Origin of the sequence: Paenibacillus azoreducens, from assembly GCF_021654775.1 — a bacterium.
GTDB classification, from domain to species: Bacteria; Bacillota; Bacilli; order Paenibacillales; family Paenibacillaceae; genus Paenibacillus_AQ; species Paenibacillus_AQ azoreducens.
Genome location: NZ_AP025343.1, coordinates 4785584 through 4802014, shown reverse-complemented (window position 1 = coordinate 4802014; position 16431 = coordinate 4785584). Strand labels below are relative to the sequence as shown.

General features: G+C 47.1%; 14 protein-coding genes and 1 pseudogene. 10 read left to right on the top strand and 5 right to left on the bottom strand.

Going from position 1 to position 16431, the window contains the following annotated elements:
• Nucleotides 1-356 precede the first annotated feature (356 nt).
• The 3 genes from L6442_RS21115 to L6442_RS21105 all read left to right on the top strand — a co-directional run bounded on the left by L6442_RS21115 (nt 357) and on the right by L6442_RS21105 (nt 3037).
• Nucleotides 357-1238: a glycosyltransferase family 2 protein gene (locus L6442_RS21115; RefSeq protein ID WP_212981328.1), complete on the top strand. Its 882-nt coding sequence runs from the start codon at nt 357-359 to the stop codon at nt 1236-1238.
• Nucleotides 1239-1407: 169 nt separating this feature from the next.
• A complete protein-coding gene (locus L6442_RS21110; RefSeq protein WP_212981327.1) occupies nt 1408-2379 on the top strand; it encodes a phosphotransferase family protein in 972 nt (323 codons plus the stop codon).
• A 130-nt stretch (nt 2380-2509) separates the two neighbouring features.
• A complete protein-coding gene (locus tag L6442_RS21105; protein WP_212981326.1) occupies nt 2510-3037 on the top strand; it encodes an HAD-IIIA family hydrolase in 528 nt (175 codons plus the stop codon).
• 225 nt (nt 3038-3262) lie between these two features.
• On the opposite strand, the gene L6442_RS21100 is transcribed toward L6442_RS21105, so the two are convergent.
• On the bottom strand, nt 3263-4330 hold the full coding sequence (locus tag L6442_RS21100; RefSeq protein WP_212981325.1) for a helix-turn-helix transcriptional regulator: 1068 nt from the start codon (nt 4328-4330) through the stop codon (nt 3263-3265).
• Nucleotides 4331-4622: 292 nt separating this feature from the next.
• Between L6442_RS21100 and L6442_RS21095 the strand changes: the two genes are divergently transcribed.
• A complete protein-coding gene (locus L6442_RS21095) occupies nt 4623-5786 on the top strand; it encodes a YhgE/Pip domain-containing protein (RefSeq protein ID WP_212981324.1) in 1164 nt (387 codons plus the stop codon).
• Nucleotides 5787-5957: 171 nt separating this feature from the next.
• On the opposite strand, the gene L6442_RS21090 is transcribed toward L6442_RS21095, so the two are convergent.
• Genes L6442_RS21090 through L6442_RS21075 form a run of 4 tightly spaced genes read right to left on the bottom strand, consistent with a single transcriptional unit; the run spans nt 5958 to nt 9897 of the window.
• On the bottom strand, nt 5958-6887 hold the full coding sequence (locus L6442_RS21090) for a ferrochelatase (RefSeq protein ID WP_237100031.1): 930 nt from the start codon (nt 6885-6887) through the stop codon (nt 5958-5960).
• 40 nt (nt 6888-6927) lie between these two features.
• Nucleotides 6928-7950 (bottom strand): ABC transporter substrate-binding protein, encoded by a 1023-nt coding sequence (locus L6442_RS21085; protein ID WP_194230357.1) that lies wholly within the window; start codon nt 7948-7950, stop codon nt 6928-6930.
• Between the two features lie 31 nt (nt 7951-7981).
• Nucleotides 7982-8797 (bottom strand): heme ABC transporter ATP-binding protein, encoded by an 816-nt coding sequence (locus L6442_RS21080; protein WP_212981334.1) that lies wholly within the window; start codon nt 8795-8797, stop codon nt 7982-7984.
• 2 nt (nt 8798-8799) lie between these two features.
• Nucleotides 8800-9897: a FecCD family ABC transporter permease gene (locus tag L6442_RS21075; RefSeq protein ID WP_212981323.1), complete on the bottom strand. Its 1098-nt coding sequence runs from the start codon at nt 9895-9897 to the stop codon at nt 8800-8802.
• 654 nt (nt 9898-10551) lie between these two features.
• Here L6442_RS21075 and L6442_RS21070 point away from each other — a divergent pair.
• The 6 genes and pseudogenes from L6442_RS21070 (at nt 10552) to L6442_RS21045 (ending at nt 16144) form a co-directional block, all read left to right on the top strand.
• Nucleotides 10552-10989, top strand: coding sequence for a hypothetical protein (locus L6442_RS21070; RefSeq protein ID WP_237100030.1), 438 nt, complete (start codon nt 10552-10554; stop codon nt 10987-10989).
• Nucleotides 10889-11101, top strand: a pseudogene (locus tag L6442_RS21065) (GNAT family N-acetyltransferase); the annotation flags it as partial. The gene L6442_RS21070 and the pseudogene L6442_RS21065, both read left to right, overlap by 101 nt.
• Before the next feature lie 363 nt (nt 11102-11464).
• On the top strand, nt 11465-11932 hold the full coding sequence (locus L6442_RS21060; protein WP_212981333.1) for a DinB family protein: 468 nt from the start codon (nt 11465-11467) through the stop codon (nt 11930-11932).
• A 192-nt stretch (nt 11933-12124) separates the two neighbouring features.
• On the top strand, nt 12125-13318 hold the full coding sequence (locus tag L6442_RS21055) for a winged helix-turn-helix domain-containing protein (protein WP_212981321.1): 1194 nt from the start codon (nt 12125-12127) through the stop codon (nt 13316-13318).
• A gap of 350 nt (nt 13319-13668) precedes the next feature.
• Nucleotides 13669-14286 (top strand): FMN-binding negative transcriptional regulator, encoded by a 618-nt coding sequence (locus tag L6442_RS21050; RefSeq protein WP_212981320.1) that lies wholly within the window; start codon nt 13669-13671, stop codon nt 14284-14286.
• 868 nt (nt 14287-15154) lie between these two features.
• A complete protein-coding gene (locus L6442_RS21045) occupies nt 15155-16144 on the top strand; it encodes a hypothetical protein (protein ID WP_212981319.1) in 990 nt (329 codons plus the stop codon).
• Nucleotides 16145-16431 lie beyond the last annotated feature (287 nt).

The window sequence follows — 16431 nt, the reverse complement described above, 5'->3', positions numbered from 1 at the left end:
TGCGAATCCGCAGATTAAATTCTGCGGATTTTTTTTGAAGCGCAGCGCCTTTAGCTTTGGCCTACCCCGATCTAGTTTTATATGAAGAGAATACCCCTTAGTACGCAGGCGGGTTGTCCCCAACAAGGCTTCCTTCTTGGCGCTTTATTTTTTTGGAGAATCATTAAAAAGTCCAATCTCTACAAGTCTTATTCTCATATGGTAAATCAGATTAGTTATTAATCAATTTCAAATTGCCCCTGGTTGCTGATTCAGGTTAGGTATAGATCCCGTACGATTTGGATTGTGCTATATCTAGCTTCAATGCACTCGAATGAACCCATTATGAAATTGATTTCTTATTAGGAGGGGATTTTGTGCCGAGAGTCTCAGTTATTATGCCCGTTTATAATAATGCCGCATATGTTCAGGAAGCAATACAGAGCATACTAAATCAGACTTACACAGATTTTGAACTGATTATTATTGATGATGGTTCAACGGACGGATCTGCTTACCTCGTTTCACTAGTTACAGATCCTAGAGTCAAAAAAGTGTTCCATCAAGAAAACAAGGGATTGGTATTCACACTTAATGAAGGCCTAGATATGGCAACCGGAGATTACATCGCTCGAATGGACAGTGATGATCATTCTGTCCCCGAAAGGCTAAGCATACAAGTATCTTATATGGATGATAATCCATCAATTGACTTATGCGGATCTGCTATTACCTACTCCATAGGAAGAAATGCTAAAATTAATCCGGTCCATCATGAAGAAATCAAAGCCTGGTTATTGTTTCATTGCTGTATCTGTCACCCAACAGTGATGATGCGAAATCGCATGATTAATCGGCTAGGAATTAGATATGATGTGAATTATCCCCATGCCGAAGACTATGAGTTGTGGGACCGATTAGCTTCGCAAATTCAAATGACTAACCTCCCCATAAATTTGCATTATTACCGCTTACATGACGGACAAGTATCCAATCAGCACAAAGTTATGCAAGCTTATTCTGTCGACAAGATTCATCAGAGACAATTTTCGCGGTTAGGTTTGCAGTTATCAGCTGAGGAAAATCAAATCATGCATGATTTAATACATTTTAGAGTCAATCATATGGATTATAATAGTTATACGAGAGCCCTTGGATTCGCGAATTGGGTGCTGGAGCAAAATCGGATACATCAAGTTTATAATCAAGAGATGCTGAATATGGTTTTCTCCAGATGTATATCCGTTCTTCCTTATTGAAGTTCAGAGGTGTTAGGGATCCCTGTAGGGGTTCTTTTTTTTGATGATCCTCGGGGAATGCCTTTTTGAGAAATAACGGAGTTATAGCGTAAAATAACCTTCCTTTGTTTGCTGGCAAACGATATCCTTAAGATGTATTCCATAGATATAAAAGGAGGCGGGAGACAGCATGGAAACGGATGAATGGAACGAATCCGATGACAAACTCCAGAAGCTTTTAAGCCGCTTACGGCAAAAGGTCGGCTTTGATCATGCCGAATGGCTTGATAAAGGCTACTCTGACGCGAGAAAGTTTATTTTGTATCAAGCGGATCAACCATTATATTTACTACGCGTGCACGTAGCGGATTCTTTTGCGCGGCGAGTGGAAGAGTTTCAATACCTGAAGCAGCATATCCAGCATGGTGTTCGCTGCCCGCAGCCGATTTTTGCGGAATGCTTTGACGATTTGGAACTTTGCTATTTGTTGGCTGCATATATCGAAGGAACAAGCGGGGAAGAAGTTTTGCCGCGTTTGCCTCCGGAATCTCAATTTTTACAAGGTTGGGAAGCGGGAAGAGAATTGAAGAAAATTCACCAAGTTGTTCCCAAAACACCAATCAACTGGACAGAACAAAGATATGACAAATACATTCGCAAAAAAACGACCGTACAGGAGCTGGGCATTTCTTTTTATAAGCAGGATTTTATTGAGAACTTTATTGAAAGCCATTTCGGCTTATTGAACAATTCATCGGTTTGTTTTCAGCATGATGATTTTCATCCTTCAAATCTGATCTTCAGGCATGGCGAACTGGCTGGAATCATTGATTTCAGCAGATTCGACTGGGGAGATCCTTGGGAAGAATTTTTTAAGCTGCCGAAGTACACCTGCGACATTAGCAAGTATTTTGCGTACGGACAGATTCTGGGTTATTTTAACGGCAAAATTCCCGATACGTTCTGGGCGAAATATAATCTGTTCGTTGCGTTGAATCAGCATGCGACGTTAATCGGCGGAGCCCAAAATCATAAAATACGAGAGACGCTCCACAAGATCAAACATACGGTCGATACCCATGATTTTGAAAATAACGGACCTCCCGAATGGTATCTGGAATGCGAAGCGCTGGGACATTCTTTTAGCATAGGAAAGGACTAAGGAGACGCTGAAGATGGCTATTTGCATCGAGTTTGAATTGGAAATCATCACCATTATCTCGTTCATGGGCAATATTTGAAAAAAGGCGGATATTATGCATGATTTTATCAAAGGATGTGAAGCAGCAAGCATGAAGCAAAATGTACAAGCCGTATTTATTGACCGGGACGGGACGATTGGCGGCAATGGCCATTTTATCCATCCCAATGATTTCGAGCTGTTTCCTAATGCGCAAAAAGCCATTCAGATGTTAAAGGAACAAGGAATTAAAGTGTTTGCATTTACGAACCAACACAGAATATCCAAGGGACAAGCGACGATTGGGGAATTCGAAACACAGTTCAAAACTTACGGCTTTGATGCAGCATACATTTGTCCGCATGAATTAAGCGAAAATTGCGGCTGCCGCAAACCCAAAGCAGGCATGCTGCTGAAAGCTGCTGAAGAGCATCGGCTGGATTTAACCGAATGTATCGTTATTGGAGATGTCGGAGACACGGACATGCTGGCGGCGCATCGGGTCGGAGCCCGGAAGATTCTTGTCAAAACGGGATGGGGCGAAGGGGCCTTGACACAGTACCGGGACAAGTGGAGGGAGACGGAACCGGATTTTATTGCGGATGATATCCTGGAAGCGGTTAGATGGATATTGGAATAATCCAAATAAGCTTGCGATCCGACCCGATGCGCTGCAAAGTATTGGACCTGCATTAAGAGGCGATGGTTCGTCAAACGGCTTACATCCCAATTTCATGTCATTTCGGGTTTTAAAAATGTGATAAAAAATCGGCTGTGCAGGAGTTCCTGCGACGGCCGATTTTTTTATCACATTCTTTTTGTCACAATCCGGATACTTAAACGGTCATCATAACGGGAGAAGATGTTATGAACCGACGCCGAATCGGGAGAACAAATGCCATATCAGCTCGCCGCGGCTGGTCACCCCAGTTTTGGAGAATATGGATTTGATATGGTCCTGAGCGGTATAGACGGAAATATGGAGCGCGAGTGCAAGCTCTTTAGTGGACATACCCCTGATGAGCGCGTCAAGGATTTGCTTCTCGCGTTCGCTCAGTTCGCAAGCTTCGGCCATCAGTCGTAGTGTGTCTGCGGGTCCGGCCTGCTCGAACGAAACGGCAAGCTGGGGTCCGTGTGCAGGTCCGTTTAATTTGCTTGCACGGATCGTCAAATAAGGATATCCGGGAAGATGGATGCATGACTTGGCCGGGGAAGGCACTGAAGTCGCTGACAATGCCCGGAAGCAAGCTGTTCTGACGGGGCGGGGAAGGATGCCGTCCCCGATTGCTTCCCATTCGCGCAGCCGGGACAACCACCGCTCTGCAACTTCGCTGGTTGATATAATTCGAAGTTGATTGTCCAGCACCAGGATGCCGGGTTCGGCTTCGAGTTCCGCCTTCATCTCTGCAGGCATAATGAAGCTGGACCTGCGCAAACGTATAGCGATGAATGGTACAAGCGAGGCGATGAAGCTTCGCTCCTTCTCGGTGAACAACGGCCGGCCGGAACAGCGGAATAACGTTAAATATCCCCAGCAAGCTCCTTTGTAGAGCAGTGCTGCCCGGAGCTCGTCTTGAAAGCCGGCGGGGGCAAGCACATGTCTGTAACGCGCGCTTTTCTCCAATTGTCCGCCCGTAGCTTGGCTTAATGTTGCGGTCGGGTCCGCTGATTTCACCAATTGGTGATAAGGAATGTAATCTTCCCTCATAAAATCATATTCGAACAAATCATTGTGAATGAGTTCAACCTCTTCATCTGCCACAGAACCCGTGGACAGCAATGTTTCGGGATCAACGGTCGTGCAGCATGCAGCATCGAACGGGACAGCCTGCCGCAGCATTGCCATCATCTTTTTCCTATAAACATGGGAGCAACTTATGCCTTCGGAAAGCTGCAGCAGCCTAATTCTGATGGATTCCATTGTAGTAGGCATATTTACCCTCCTGACGCCTTCCGTATTTTGTATGGTGTTGCTGCATCAACAAATCCCAGATTTGAGGGATAGAACTGACGCGGTTTCTCTTTATAATTGATAATGATTCTCATTATAAAAGATTAGCAGGGAGTTGGGAAGAGGGAATCGCAAGATTCGGTGGCTGTGATTCCGTTTCCCGGTCTAGGCATAGCGGATTCCGGAACTGCTGGCTGAGGCGGGTTTGAGTGGTCGCTTTCATTTTTTATCTTAAAAATGCCCGGGCTGCGGCCCGGAAAAAGGAGTGGAATTGATGTTACACGCATTAAAGGCTTTTTGGAAACGACCGACGACGATCATCGGATTGGTGACCGCGGTCATGTTCCAGATTATTTTTGCTATCGTTTGGATGACAGCTTACGATGGAGCGACAGAGGCTGACCGGTTAAAGCAGCTAAAAGTGGGCATTGTCGTGTCGGATCAAACGGCGGGGCGTGAGATTGCCGACAAGCTGGCGAAAGAACTGCCCGTCGGCACAAGGCTTGTCGCAAGCGGAGCGGAGGCGGAGCAGCTCCTGAACGAACGCAAGCTGCAGATGGTCATCACCATCCCCGGGAATTTCAGCGATTCTTTAAAGGAGCCGCAGCGTGCCGCGGTCATTCAATACAGCATCAATGAATCGAATCCGGCGCTGACGGCCAATCTGATGAATTCGATCGCCGCGAAGACGACTGCCACAGCCAACAAGGAGGCGGTCGCGCGGGGACTCAAAGCCGCATTTGTTCAAGGGAATCTGCCGGCAGCGGCAGCTGAACCTTTGTCTGAACGGATAACCTCCGAGTTTGTGAATGTGAATGAAATTCACGGAATGAATAATCAAATGGCGCCTATGATGCTGCTGCTCGCCTCGTATGTCGGTACGATGATCATGAGCATGAACATTGCCCAATCTTCGATGGCGCTGGCTGCGGCGGGGATGGGCCGCTGGAAGTTGTTTGCGGCCCGGAATACCATCAACGTGTTCGCAGCAGTATTCGTTTCTTTGATCGGCTCTACACTGCTGATGCTCCTTGGGGGGCAGGTAAAACACGGTTTCCTGCTGATGTGGGGATTCCAGTCCCTGTTCGTGCTGTCTTTCATCCTGCTTTCGCAGTTTTGCCTGATTTTGCTCGGTATGGGTGGTATGCTGATGAATATTTTGCTGCTGTCGATCCAGCTTGTTACGTCCGGCGCGATGCTGCCTCGCGAGCTTTTATCGACGTTTTACCATCGGCTCGGCGGAGCGCTGCCGGCTTCCTATGCGGTGGAAGGAAGCATGGACATTCTCTTCGGCGGCAGCGGGGCTGGCGCAGCATCTCTAATCCTGCTTTTGTTTATTGTCCTTACTGCGGGGTTAAGCGGACTTGTCACCGGCTTACGCAAGGGCCGGACCCAACCAGTCGTCCAAAAGTCGGGAGAACCGCAGCCGATATCCTAAAGGTATTCACCCTTCGCACGGTGTCTCACTAATGAGGCAGCGGCAATGATTTTGCAAATCAATCATCTCTCCATGTAGCGGAATAATGCACAATTGATGGGTTTGTGATTGGGTTTGCAGCAGCTAGGCAGGCCCAATTGGAAAAGGAGCGGGAATCCGCTCCTTTATTCTTCATTGAGCGCCGTTTAGCTGAATCCTATCACGAATCAGTGAAGCAAGCGCGTCGATATAGTCTGCCGAGTCATTCAGAAATTCGGTTGCGACAAATTCAAGTCCGCAAGCTGCTGCTTTGTCTTGGCAATCGATTTTGCAATCGTAAATGGCTTCCACATTTTCTGTGAGGGATAACAAATCACATACAATGACGGCTTTATAGCCTTCATGTGCCACTTTTTCAATGATGTCAAGTACATCCGGGGACAGCCATTTTTGCGGGGGCGGTCCCGCACTGCGGTAAGCAAGCGACCAACGGGAACAGTTCGCTTTGTCCGCAACCGATTCGGCCAATTCCGAAAAGGTTTGGATAAATTCCATATTGGCCTTTGGCAGTCCGGGCTGACTGTGCGCCGTAAACAATACTTTGGTATAGGGGCGATTGGCCGCAGAAACCCATGCCAAGGCGGTACGAAGCCGCAGGCTGATGGCTTCGGTTACGCCCGGATACTTATGCCAGTGGTTGATTTCAATGACCGGTATATCCACGCCAGCAGCGGCAAGTGCTTTACGGACACTGAAATGGTATGCTGCGGTGCCTGTCCGCGAGTACAACGGAGAGGTGGGAAACGAATAAATCTGGTCAACCCCGTCCGCAATCATTTGCCGAACCGCGTCATCGATAAACGGCGGCGTATGTTTTGACGCGAGGTATATTTTGATTTCAGCGTTTGGATCGGTATTTAAACGTTGCTCTAAAGCAGCCGCCTGCCTGGCCGTAACAGCCCCGAGGGGATCGGCGGTGCCGATTGCGCGGAAGCGTGCCGCCGCATGCTCCATATATTCGGGCGATGGGTTCAGGCCATGAAACAGATGTGTATAAAAAGGCGGCAATTCATCAATCGAATGCAAAGAGGCATAGGTTAACATCAACAAAGCTATTTTCAAAATGACAACTCCTTTGAAGCCTACATCTGGTTATCTCTGATCAAAACTTGTCAGGGTGAAGCCATTTGGCGATTTCCTCCAGTGTGTCAACATTATAACGATTAGGATTCAGCAGTTTTTTGGCTGGCATGCTCAAGACATGATTGTTTTTCACGGCTTTTAATGTGGACCAGCCGGGAGTCTGCATTATTTCATTCATATCATCCGTTTTTCCTGCCTGCCATTCGACGAGCAAAATGTATTCCGGGTCCGCTTTAATTATCTGCTCGATGCTTGCCTTGGTCGTGCGTTTTAAACCGAGGTTTTCGGCTGCATGTTCAGCGCCTGCAAGGCGCACCAAATCATAGGAGATATTGGAAGAACCTATTAAATAAGGACCAGTTCCCGGACCAAGAGGCGATACAACCAGTACGGAAGGGCGGCTCGCACCTTCAATGGCTTTGGTTGTTTTTTCAAGCTTAGTTTGCATATCTGCGACGATCGATTCGGCTTTGGCTTCCTCACCAACGGCTTGGCCGATAACCATAATATTGTTCATGACGGATTCCAGTGTACTCCATGACTCAAGCGTAATGATGGGAATACCGGATTGTTCCAAAATCGCATTAGCTTCCTTCTCTTTATCGTGAAGCTTGGTCATAATCAGCAAATCGGCATTGCTTGAGAGCACTTGTTCTGGATCGAGAGAGGTGGCTCCGGCAATTTTATTTTTCACCTTCTCTCCTTCGGCAGTACGGTAAGCAAGCGAACTGTTGGTAATGCTTGTTGAAACCAGCGCCATTCGTTCCGGGTCAACCAGTTCCAAAGCGGCATCGGCGCTATCCAGCGAAATGGCTGCAATTTTTTCGGGTTTTTTGGGGATCGTAACATCTTTACCGGCAACGGAAATCGTTTTAGGATACGAGGCGGCGTTATTTTGACTGGACGCGGGTACGGAATTTTCCGAGCCGGAATCCGCTGCGGTTTGTTTTTCGTTTCCGCATCCGGCTATCCATACAGCAGCTGCTAACAGCATTGCGCACATTTTATATTGTTTTTTCGGTGTTCTGGATGATAGGTGCATTGATTATCTCTCCTGTTCGTATAAATCCGTGTTATGTGATGGCGAAGTCAGGTTTGTTCAAACGTGACGAATGGGTCGATCCGCCCAGTGCCGTGACAGAAGGGCAGCCGAGCCATGGATCGGCAGTCACTCTTGCATAGACTCCGTAAGTTTTAAAAATAGAATCGGCGGTCAGCACCTCTTCAGGTTCGCCGATGTTGACCATTTCGCCTCTGTTGAGCAGTGCAAGCCGATCGCAGAAACGCGCGGCCAGATTAAGGTCATGCAAAGCAGCAATAACAGTCAGGCCTTTTTCGCTCAGGTTCCGCATCAATTCAAGCACATGCAGCTGGTAACGTATGTCCAAGGCGGAAATCGGTTCATCAAGCAAAAGCAGTTCGGGCTCCTGCGCAAGTGCTTTGGCGATGAATACCATCTGCATCTGGCCGCCTGACAGGCAGGACGCTGTCCGGTCCGCTAAATGCAGGGTCGCCGTTTGCTCCATGGCTGTCTGCGCCATGATCCTGTCATGGTGGCTCTCGGATCTGAACCGGGATAAATGGGGATGCCTGCCCATCATGACTATATCCCGTACTTGAAAATCGAATTCGATGGATGTGTCTTGAGGAACATATCCGATCATGCGGGCGAGCTCCTTGCTTTTGTAATCTTTCAGCGGTTTGCCGGCAATTCGCAATCTTCCGGATGCAGGCTGCGATAACCCGGCCAATATACGCAGCAGCGTTGATTTGCCGCTGCCGTTCGGTCCGATTAGACCGATAAATTCGCCCGCACCAACTTGGAAGCTAATATCCCGCAAAATGGGGAGCCGATTGATCCGGACGGATATGTTTTCGCCTTCGAGCATGTTCACTGAGCTTTACCTCCTTGACGTGATCGTAATATCAACGCGATGAACAGCGGCGCACCAATGCATGCACACACAACCCCTACTTGCAATGTGACCGGCTGCAGAACCATGCGTGAGACGACATCCGCGAGAACGAGGAAGATAGCTCCTCCCAAAGCGCTTGCAGGCAGCAGGAAACGGTGATCCGGACCGGTCGCAAGCCGGATGATATGGGGGACAACCAGTCCCACAAAGCCGATGATTCCGCTGATGGCAACTGCAGAACCCGTCATCAGGGAAGCAAGCGCAAGCAGGATATAACGTGTACTGCGGACGTTTACGCCGGAGGCAGCAGCCTGATCGTCGCCAAGCAGCATTATATTCAGGTGGCGGCCGAAGGATATCATGATCAGACATCCAGCCAGAATTGGGACGGCGACGAGCTGAACATGTTCCCAGGTTCGCGCTTCCAGGCCGCCCTGCAGCCAGAAGATGATGCTTCGCAGCTCCTGGTCGTTATTGGAGCTGGCGACCATAATGTTGATCAATGCGGACAAAAGCGCGTTGATGCCGATTCCGAGCAGGAGCAAGGTTGCTATCGAACGGCTCCGGCTGCCGCGCCATACCGCCAGAATGACGGCAACAGCAATGACGGCCCCGGTAAAAGCGGAAGCGGGCAGAGCCCATCTGCCGATTTGCGTCCAGCCGAAGAACAGGGCGCACACGGCGCCGAGTGCGGCTCCGCTGGATACGCCGATGTAGCCGGGTTCAACAAGCGGATTCCGAAACACGCCTTGCATGGCCGCTCCCGATATCCCCAATGCGGCACCAATCAAGGCTCCGCATAAAACACGCGGCAGCCTGATCTGGGAGACGATCAGCAGTTCTCGCTCGCTAAAATCGCTGCCCACATAGATATGGAGCTTACCGAGGATGATAGCGATCGTCCGTTCAAAAGGAATATGTACCGGACCAACGGAACTGGCGAATACGATCGCAGCAAGCAGCGTCAGCGATAGTCCGGCGATCGAAACAAGGAAACGCCGTAACCTGGGTGGAGCTACAGAAACGTGAGCCGCTGTCTCGGCTGAAGCGCGGGACATGCGAAAAGGGTTCATATGATGTTCCTTTCTTTGTGATTTTACCTTGTGTAAAATTTTTTCCCTAGGGCAAAAATATGTACGATGACATTCTACAACAGGTATTCATGTTTTTGCAATCCCGTTTATAATTTCATTCAACATGGATGTATAAGAATTTATTAACCGAATAACTCTTTTCATCAAAAGAATTGACTGAATGCAACATATTTTCTCTGTACCTGTACCAACCCCGAAAAGGTCCTGTTGGTGATGGCAAATAAAAATGGAACCTACCGTTAATAGAAGCTAATCATTGCGAGCAATCATGCGAAACTTGAATTCCGCGTGTTGAGATCCGAAGTGATTCATCAAGGGGTTGACATTATTGCCCGCTTGAAAACGGGGTGTGTTCATGAACAACCGGTCGAGCATTTTAACCATCGAAAAATTCTATTCCGCCTATCTGGATAATGAACGGGATCTATTCGTCTACCTGCCCCCCGGGTATCATCAGAATCTTGGCAAGTGGTACCCCCGTGCTTTACATGCATGATGGGCATCATTTCCCCGTATTTTTAATGCGTGGACCCAGTAACATTGAACGAATAGCCGCAGTTCCATACGTTTACTGGCTTGAAGCCGGTTTCCCGCATCTGGATCGATTTGGGCAGCTCTGAAGGGATTTTGGTGATGGAAAAGCATGTGCGCGAAGTCGCGGAGAAACTGGCGGATGCCGGATATGAACCGGATCATAAACTGCTGTACCTGAATGAACCCGGAGCGGGGCATCTGGAAAAGGATTGGGCCGCGCGGCTGGCTTCCCCGTTAATCCACTTTTTTGGAGGCAAAGGCAAGGAGTGCTTTTTATCCCTGGATGGCAGCGGTGAGGTTGGGATCAAGGGGCCGGCATGCCGGCTGAATCCGATTTTGGAGTCGGACCACGGTCTGCGCAGGACTTTGCTGCGGGTAAGCTATGAGGTGCAGGACGAAGCGGTTTTGGAGGTTAGGAATGCTTCGGCCCGGATCTCCGTCCGAAAGAAGAAAGGGATATGCGATTCAAATGTTAACACTGGCGCTCGAAAAAGCCGCGGAGCTTGGCATTCAAAAGGTGCTTGTAGTGTGCGATGAAGACAATATCGCTTCCGCAAAAACAATTATTCATCATGGCGGGATTCCGGATCAAGATTATATTGAAGAGAACGGAAATGTCGTTAAGAGATTTTGGATTGAGAACAGCTAGTTTGTCATGGGATACCAAATTGCAAAAAGGGGTTCTACGACGGGTTCAGCAATACTTTAGCTTCGCGTATGGACCCTAATCATACCAATTAATGCGCTTGGTGCTGGTTGGGCAGATTTTCGAGCGGTGAAGATGAATCGGGGTGATCCGTATCATAAGTAACGCGAAAAATTTATTAATCCGTGGTAGTGAAAAGAGACGTGAAGTGCCGTAACAGCCCCCAAACTCTCAGAGGGGTTACTCTCCACTCATCAGCAACGATAAATAGAATCAGTAGATTTGACGGCTAATTATTATATATACGAATAACGTAAAACGGGTTAAGGTGAGCTGGGGAATATCCCTATCCTAATCATATTGTTTCTGTATCGACAGGTGGATGATTTTTTAAAGGAATGGGCAGTGGCTACGAAAAGGACATTGCAAGTATTACAAGCCGTAACAGATGACAAATTAGGACAAAGTATCTTGGAGGGGCATAGTACACTAGGTTGGTTAGGCTGGAATTTAACGGAAACAACAGGTTATTTTAGTCATTTGGCGGGTTTAACTGTACCTATGATTGGTCAAGATGAACCTGTTCCAGCGACAGCAGGAGAAATTGTAGCAGCTTACGAAAAAGAAGCAGAGGCGGTCAAGAAAGAGGCAGCCAAGCTAACCGATGAGGACTTGCTAACGGAAACAGGCATTGCGAGTCTTACAACAAAAGGCGCAGTATTACGTTTCTTAATTGACCACCAAACACATCACTGCGGCCAAATGGTGGTGCTATTACGTCAAGCAGGCTTACCAGTACCGCCTGTGATGGGTCCAACAAAAGAAATGCAATAATGAATAAGTCCCTTCCTTGGTAGTATCTCCTTAAGGTTAGAGATTTTAGCGGCCGATTGGTTGGTTTGAGTTGAGTTCGGGATTGCATTAGACTTGGCTAGCCAATAGAAATTACAAGAATCACCCTCAGCGTACGTGAACCAATTCACCGTTACGCCTTCGTTTTTATTCTGTACTAAGGTAGGTGCGAACATGATCCAATTAACAAACCGCCAGGCACGGCAATTTCTGTTGTTGAAGCATGGACTCTTGGGCGAATACAAATTTAGTGAGAAGCAGGGCGTACTGGACTTCGTTCGGCAGGTCAGCTGTATTCAATACGACCCCATCGATGTTTGCGGGAAAAACGCCGAATTGGTGCTACAGTCGCGAATCAAGGGATTTACCAAGGGAATGCTCGCCGAGTTGCTGTATGAGGATAGAAGCCTTGTCGATTATCCTGACAAGAACCTGGCTATTATCTCTGTCGAGGACTGGCCGTATTTTGAGCGATACAGGCAAGCCGCTAGGCAACATGCCGAACGCTATCCCGAAATGGAAGCGTTGACAGCGCAAGTACGGACTCATATCCAAAATCACGGTGCCCTAAGTTCGGATGATTTAAAATTGGATGGAGATTTCTCATGGCGATCGGCCATCCACTGGAGCGGTGGAAACAATTCATCCAGGTCGGTGCTGGAACAGATGTATTCGACGGGTGAGTTGATTATCCATCATAAAAAAGGAACGCGTAAATACTACGATATAGCCAAGAAGTACATACAACCAAATCTGCTGAATGCATCAGAGCCGCTGGAGGATGAGCTTGAACATCATAAGTGGCGGGTACTGCGTCGAATCGGCTCTGTTGGCCTCTTATGGAATCGTGCGTCAGATGCATGGCTGAATATATGGGGGTTAAAAGCAGCACAGCGCAACGAGGTTTTTCGCCAGCTATTACATGAAGCTCGTATAGTTGCTGTTGCCGTGGAACAAATGAAGGATACGCTGTACTGCCGGGCGGAGGACTTGCCGCTTATTGAAGCCGTCCTGCAAAATCCGGAGCCGAAATTTCGCTGCGAGCTGATTGCCCCGCTGGACAATTTGATATGGGACAGAAAACTTATCAACGAATTGTTTGGCTTCGATTACACCTGGGAGATTTACACGCCTGCAATCAAACGAAAATTCGGCTATTATGTGCTACCTCTATTATATGGAGAGAGCTTTATTGGACGAGCTGAGATCATCGTAGAGCGAAAAACGGAAACTCTCGTTGTTAAAAACATCTGGTACGAGAACGGTGTGAAGCAAACCACGCAATTGCGAACAGCCTTGAACAGTTGCTTCCAAAAATTTGCGTTATTCAACGGGTGTGAAACGATTTCGGCAGAGTATTTGAACTGATATTTACCCTTCGCGCAGGAATTTTCAGAGGGGTAGCTGAGTAGTTCGGTAAGCTTCACGTTGAGGGGCTTTAGGGCAGCAAAATGCAAGTTACTTTAGTGGCCAGCAATGCCGCCGCGTGGCAGCACACTTAGGTACAAGTTTCGCTGCTTAACCCAGGCTAACAAGGCGGCTATTATTGAAAGAGCGCTTGTTCATTTTATTAAGCTAGAGGGCAGGATATTTTAACAATTTATACAAAAGACATGATAGAATGGTACAATAAAAATTGTTAAAATTGGTTCTTCTACCAGTCCGCTCTTTTGCTTATTTTTTGTTAAAAGATAAAATTTTTGAGAGGAGAAGACCATATGTATATACCTACGCATTTTAAAATTACGGATACATCAATAGCCTACAAGATTATGAGAGAAAATAGTTTTGCTACTTTGTTTTCTCAACATGATGGGACACCATATGCTACCCATTTGCCATTAATTCTCGATAAAAATCATATGTACCTATTCGGGCATTTTGCTCGTCCCAATCCTCAATGGAAGGATATTAAGAATCAAATTGTGTTAGCAGTTTTTCATGGTCCTCATTGTTATATCTCTCCTTCTTGGTATGAGACGAATAAGGCAGCTCCAACATGGAACTATGTGACCGTTCACGTATACGGGGAAGTCGAACTTATAGATGAGGAAAATGAGTTAATGGATTCCTTTAATGATATGGTATTAAAGTACGAAACCCCTAATAGTTCCTACAGGTTGGGGGATGTAGACCCTGACTTTCTAAGTGATTTGAACAAAGGAGTTCAAGGCTTTAAAATGAAAATAAACAGAATAGAAGGGAAAGCAAAGTTAAGCCAAAATCATCCAATACAACGACAGGAATTGATTATTCAACAGCTAGAGAAAATCAAAAATACAGACGAGCAAAAAATCTCCTCTCTTATGAAACAAAATCTTAAGTCATTAAGCTAACGGAGACGATAGTTAAATCACCGAGAATAAGGCCGCCGATTACTTCGGTGGCCTTCTGTGTATATTTATGAAAGTTCGATCATTGCCTTGAATTGAGCTTTGTTTAATTTTTAATGAGCAAAAACTGTCGGCAATCCTGTGCCGCGACAAGTTCCTTCCGCATTTTTCGCCGATAGATCCGTTAAGGTGAACCCTATCATAAGCCATTCGGGCGCCTTTTTAATTCGCTCTATATATGTTACGGGGAACCGTATCATAAGTAGAGCAAATTTTTGGCTTAAAATGGCCGTTACAGACAGCTTCGTCGGGGGAGAAATCCCCCGATTTTTGTTGTTTCTGCGTTTCCATCAATTTCTACTGTGTGTTTAGAGATTCCCTAGTGCTCAGGGAGGGTCGGGTCCGGGTCTAGTAACAACCGCATGTCAGGCGCGGAAACTTCCCCCTCTCCGAGTGTACGACTAGCAGTTAGTAATCATTTCTCGGTCTCGGGATGGAGGAATAAATCCATCATCAGACTGATAAATGAATCTGCCAATACCCTTTATACTACGGATAAAGGGTACCAGATAAGGGGGGCGGTGCTATGTTGCTTAAAGTGCCAGAATCTTTAGCTGAATATCCAGTAGGTCGGATTACCAATAGAGAGATTGACATAAAAATTCCTGCGAACGGTATTCGTCTTAAAATATTGGCGTAAAATTGTTGACTGAAATCCATGTGCCGGAAGAAACGAACGTAAACGTATCTGTCCTTGCAGGTATAGTGATCTTATCTGGCGGAACGGGGGAAGTATCGGTTAAGGGATTATCCGGAATTGGGTTTAAGTTACATCAAAAATAATCGTTCAAGTGAGGTGGAGTTGAGAACCATGAATGCAAATCAAAATCAGCCAATTCCCTATGCGGTTTTCGAGAATGAAGTTCAATTACCGATCCTGGATATTACTCATCCCCTTTTCAACGCAAGTATTGATGAACAGGCGTATCATTTGAGCTGTCTCAAGTCAGCCCGGAGCATTGAATCATTAAAGAAGATGCCTGGCTTTATCCGGAACATCTTTGTGAAAATGTCGAATGTTGACAATTCCTATCTTAGCGGCATGCGTACCTTGCTGTACAAACTTGGCCCCGACTTAAGCCGGGGGATAAAATTAGGTTTCCGGGACAAGTGGGCGGTGAAGCAAACCTCTTTCATGGGACTTCGGATCAGGCTAAGGGATCTTTGCCGGCGCCAGTCGGGAATTTTGCTGCCCCAGCTCAAGCAATTCCCTGAACGGAATCTTTGTTTCTTCAATATCGCTGGGGGGGCCGCAACCGACAGTATCAACACCCTGATTCTAATTCAGGAATCGGACCCGGAATTACTCAAGGGACGGAAGATTGAGATCAACATTTTAGATATCGATAACTACGGACCCAATTTCGCAAAACGGTGCATCGATGTTTTGAAGCAGCCGGGGGAACGCTTCCATGGCCTGGACATTACCCTCAATATCATTCATTATGACTGGAGCGGGCCGGAGGCATTACGAAAAATGAGTTTGGAACGTTCCGGCTGGATTCAGCTCTGTTCATCGGAGGGCGGTCTTTTTGAGTACGGTTCGGATTCAGATATCATCGAGAATTTAAACCATTTCTTTGCGGGCTCCCCGGCGGATGCCCGGGTCACGGGTTCATTGATTTTCGACCGGGCGCATGTAAATCCGGGATACCTGGGATTTACAGAGTTTATTGGCGTACAAATCCGATATCTTGGGCTGGAAGGATTGCAGCGAATTTTAACCCAAACCTCGTGGGTTTTGGAAGAATCCCATGAAATTGATACGATCTATATTCTATTTTCATTGAAGAAAGCGTGACTTAAGTCAAAGATATCTATTCATTCAATTCATTTTGTGCGCCATCAGGCAGGATTTCGGGCGGGCCCAAGGCCGGAAAAAGAAAGGTGATGAGTATGGCCGAGAGCTGAGGGATCAGTTTTATAAATGGAATGGTCGGACCGATTGGAATCGCGATGAGTTTCCTTGTCGCACCGCCAGATAAGCGCGACAAGCCGCTCCAAGAGAATTCGTTAGCAGAATTACCCCTATTACCACGTCGGCACAGCAAATTTTCACTTCGTTCTCGATTACCATTCTGACAGCCT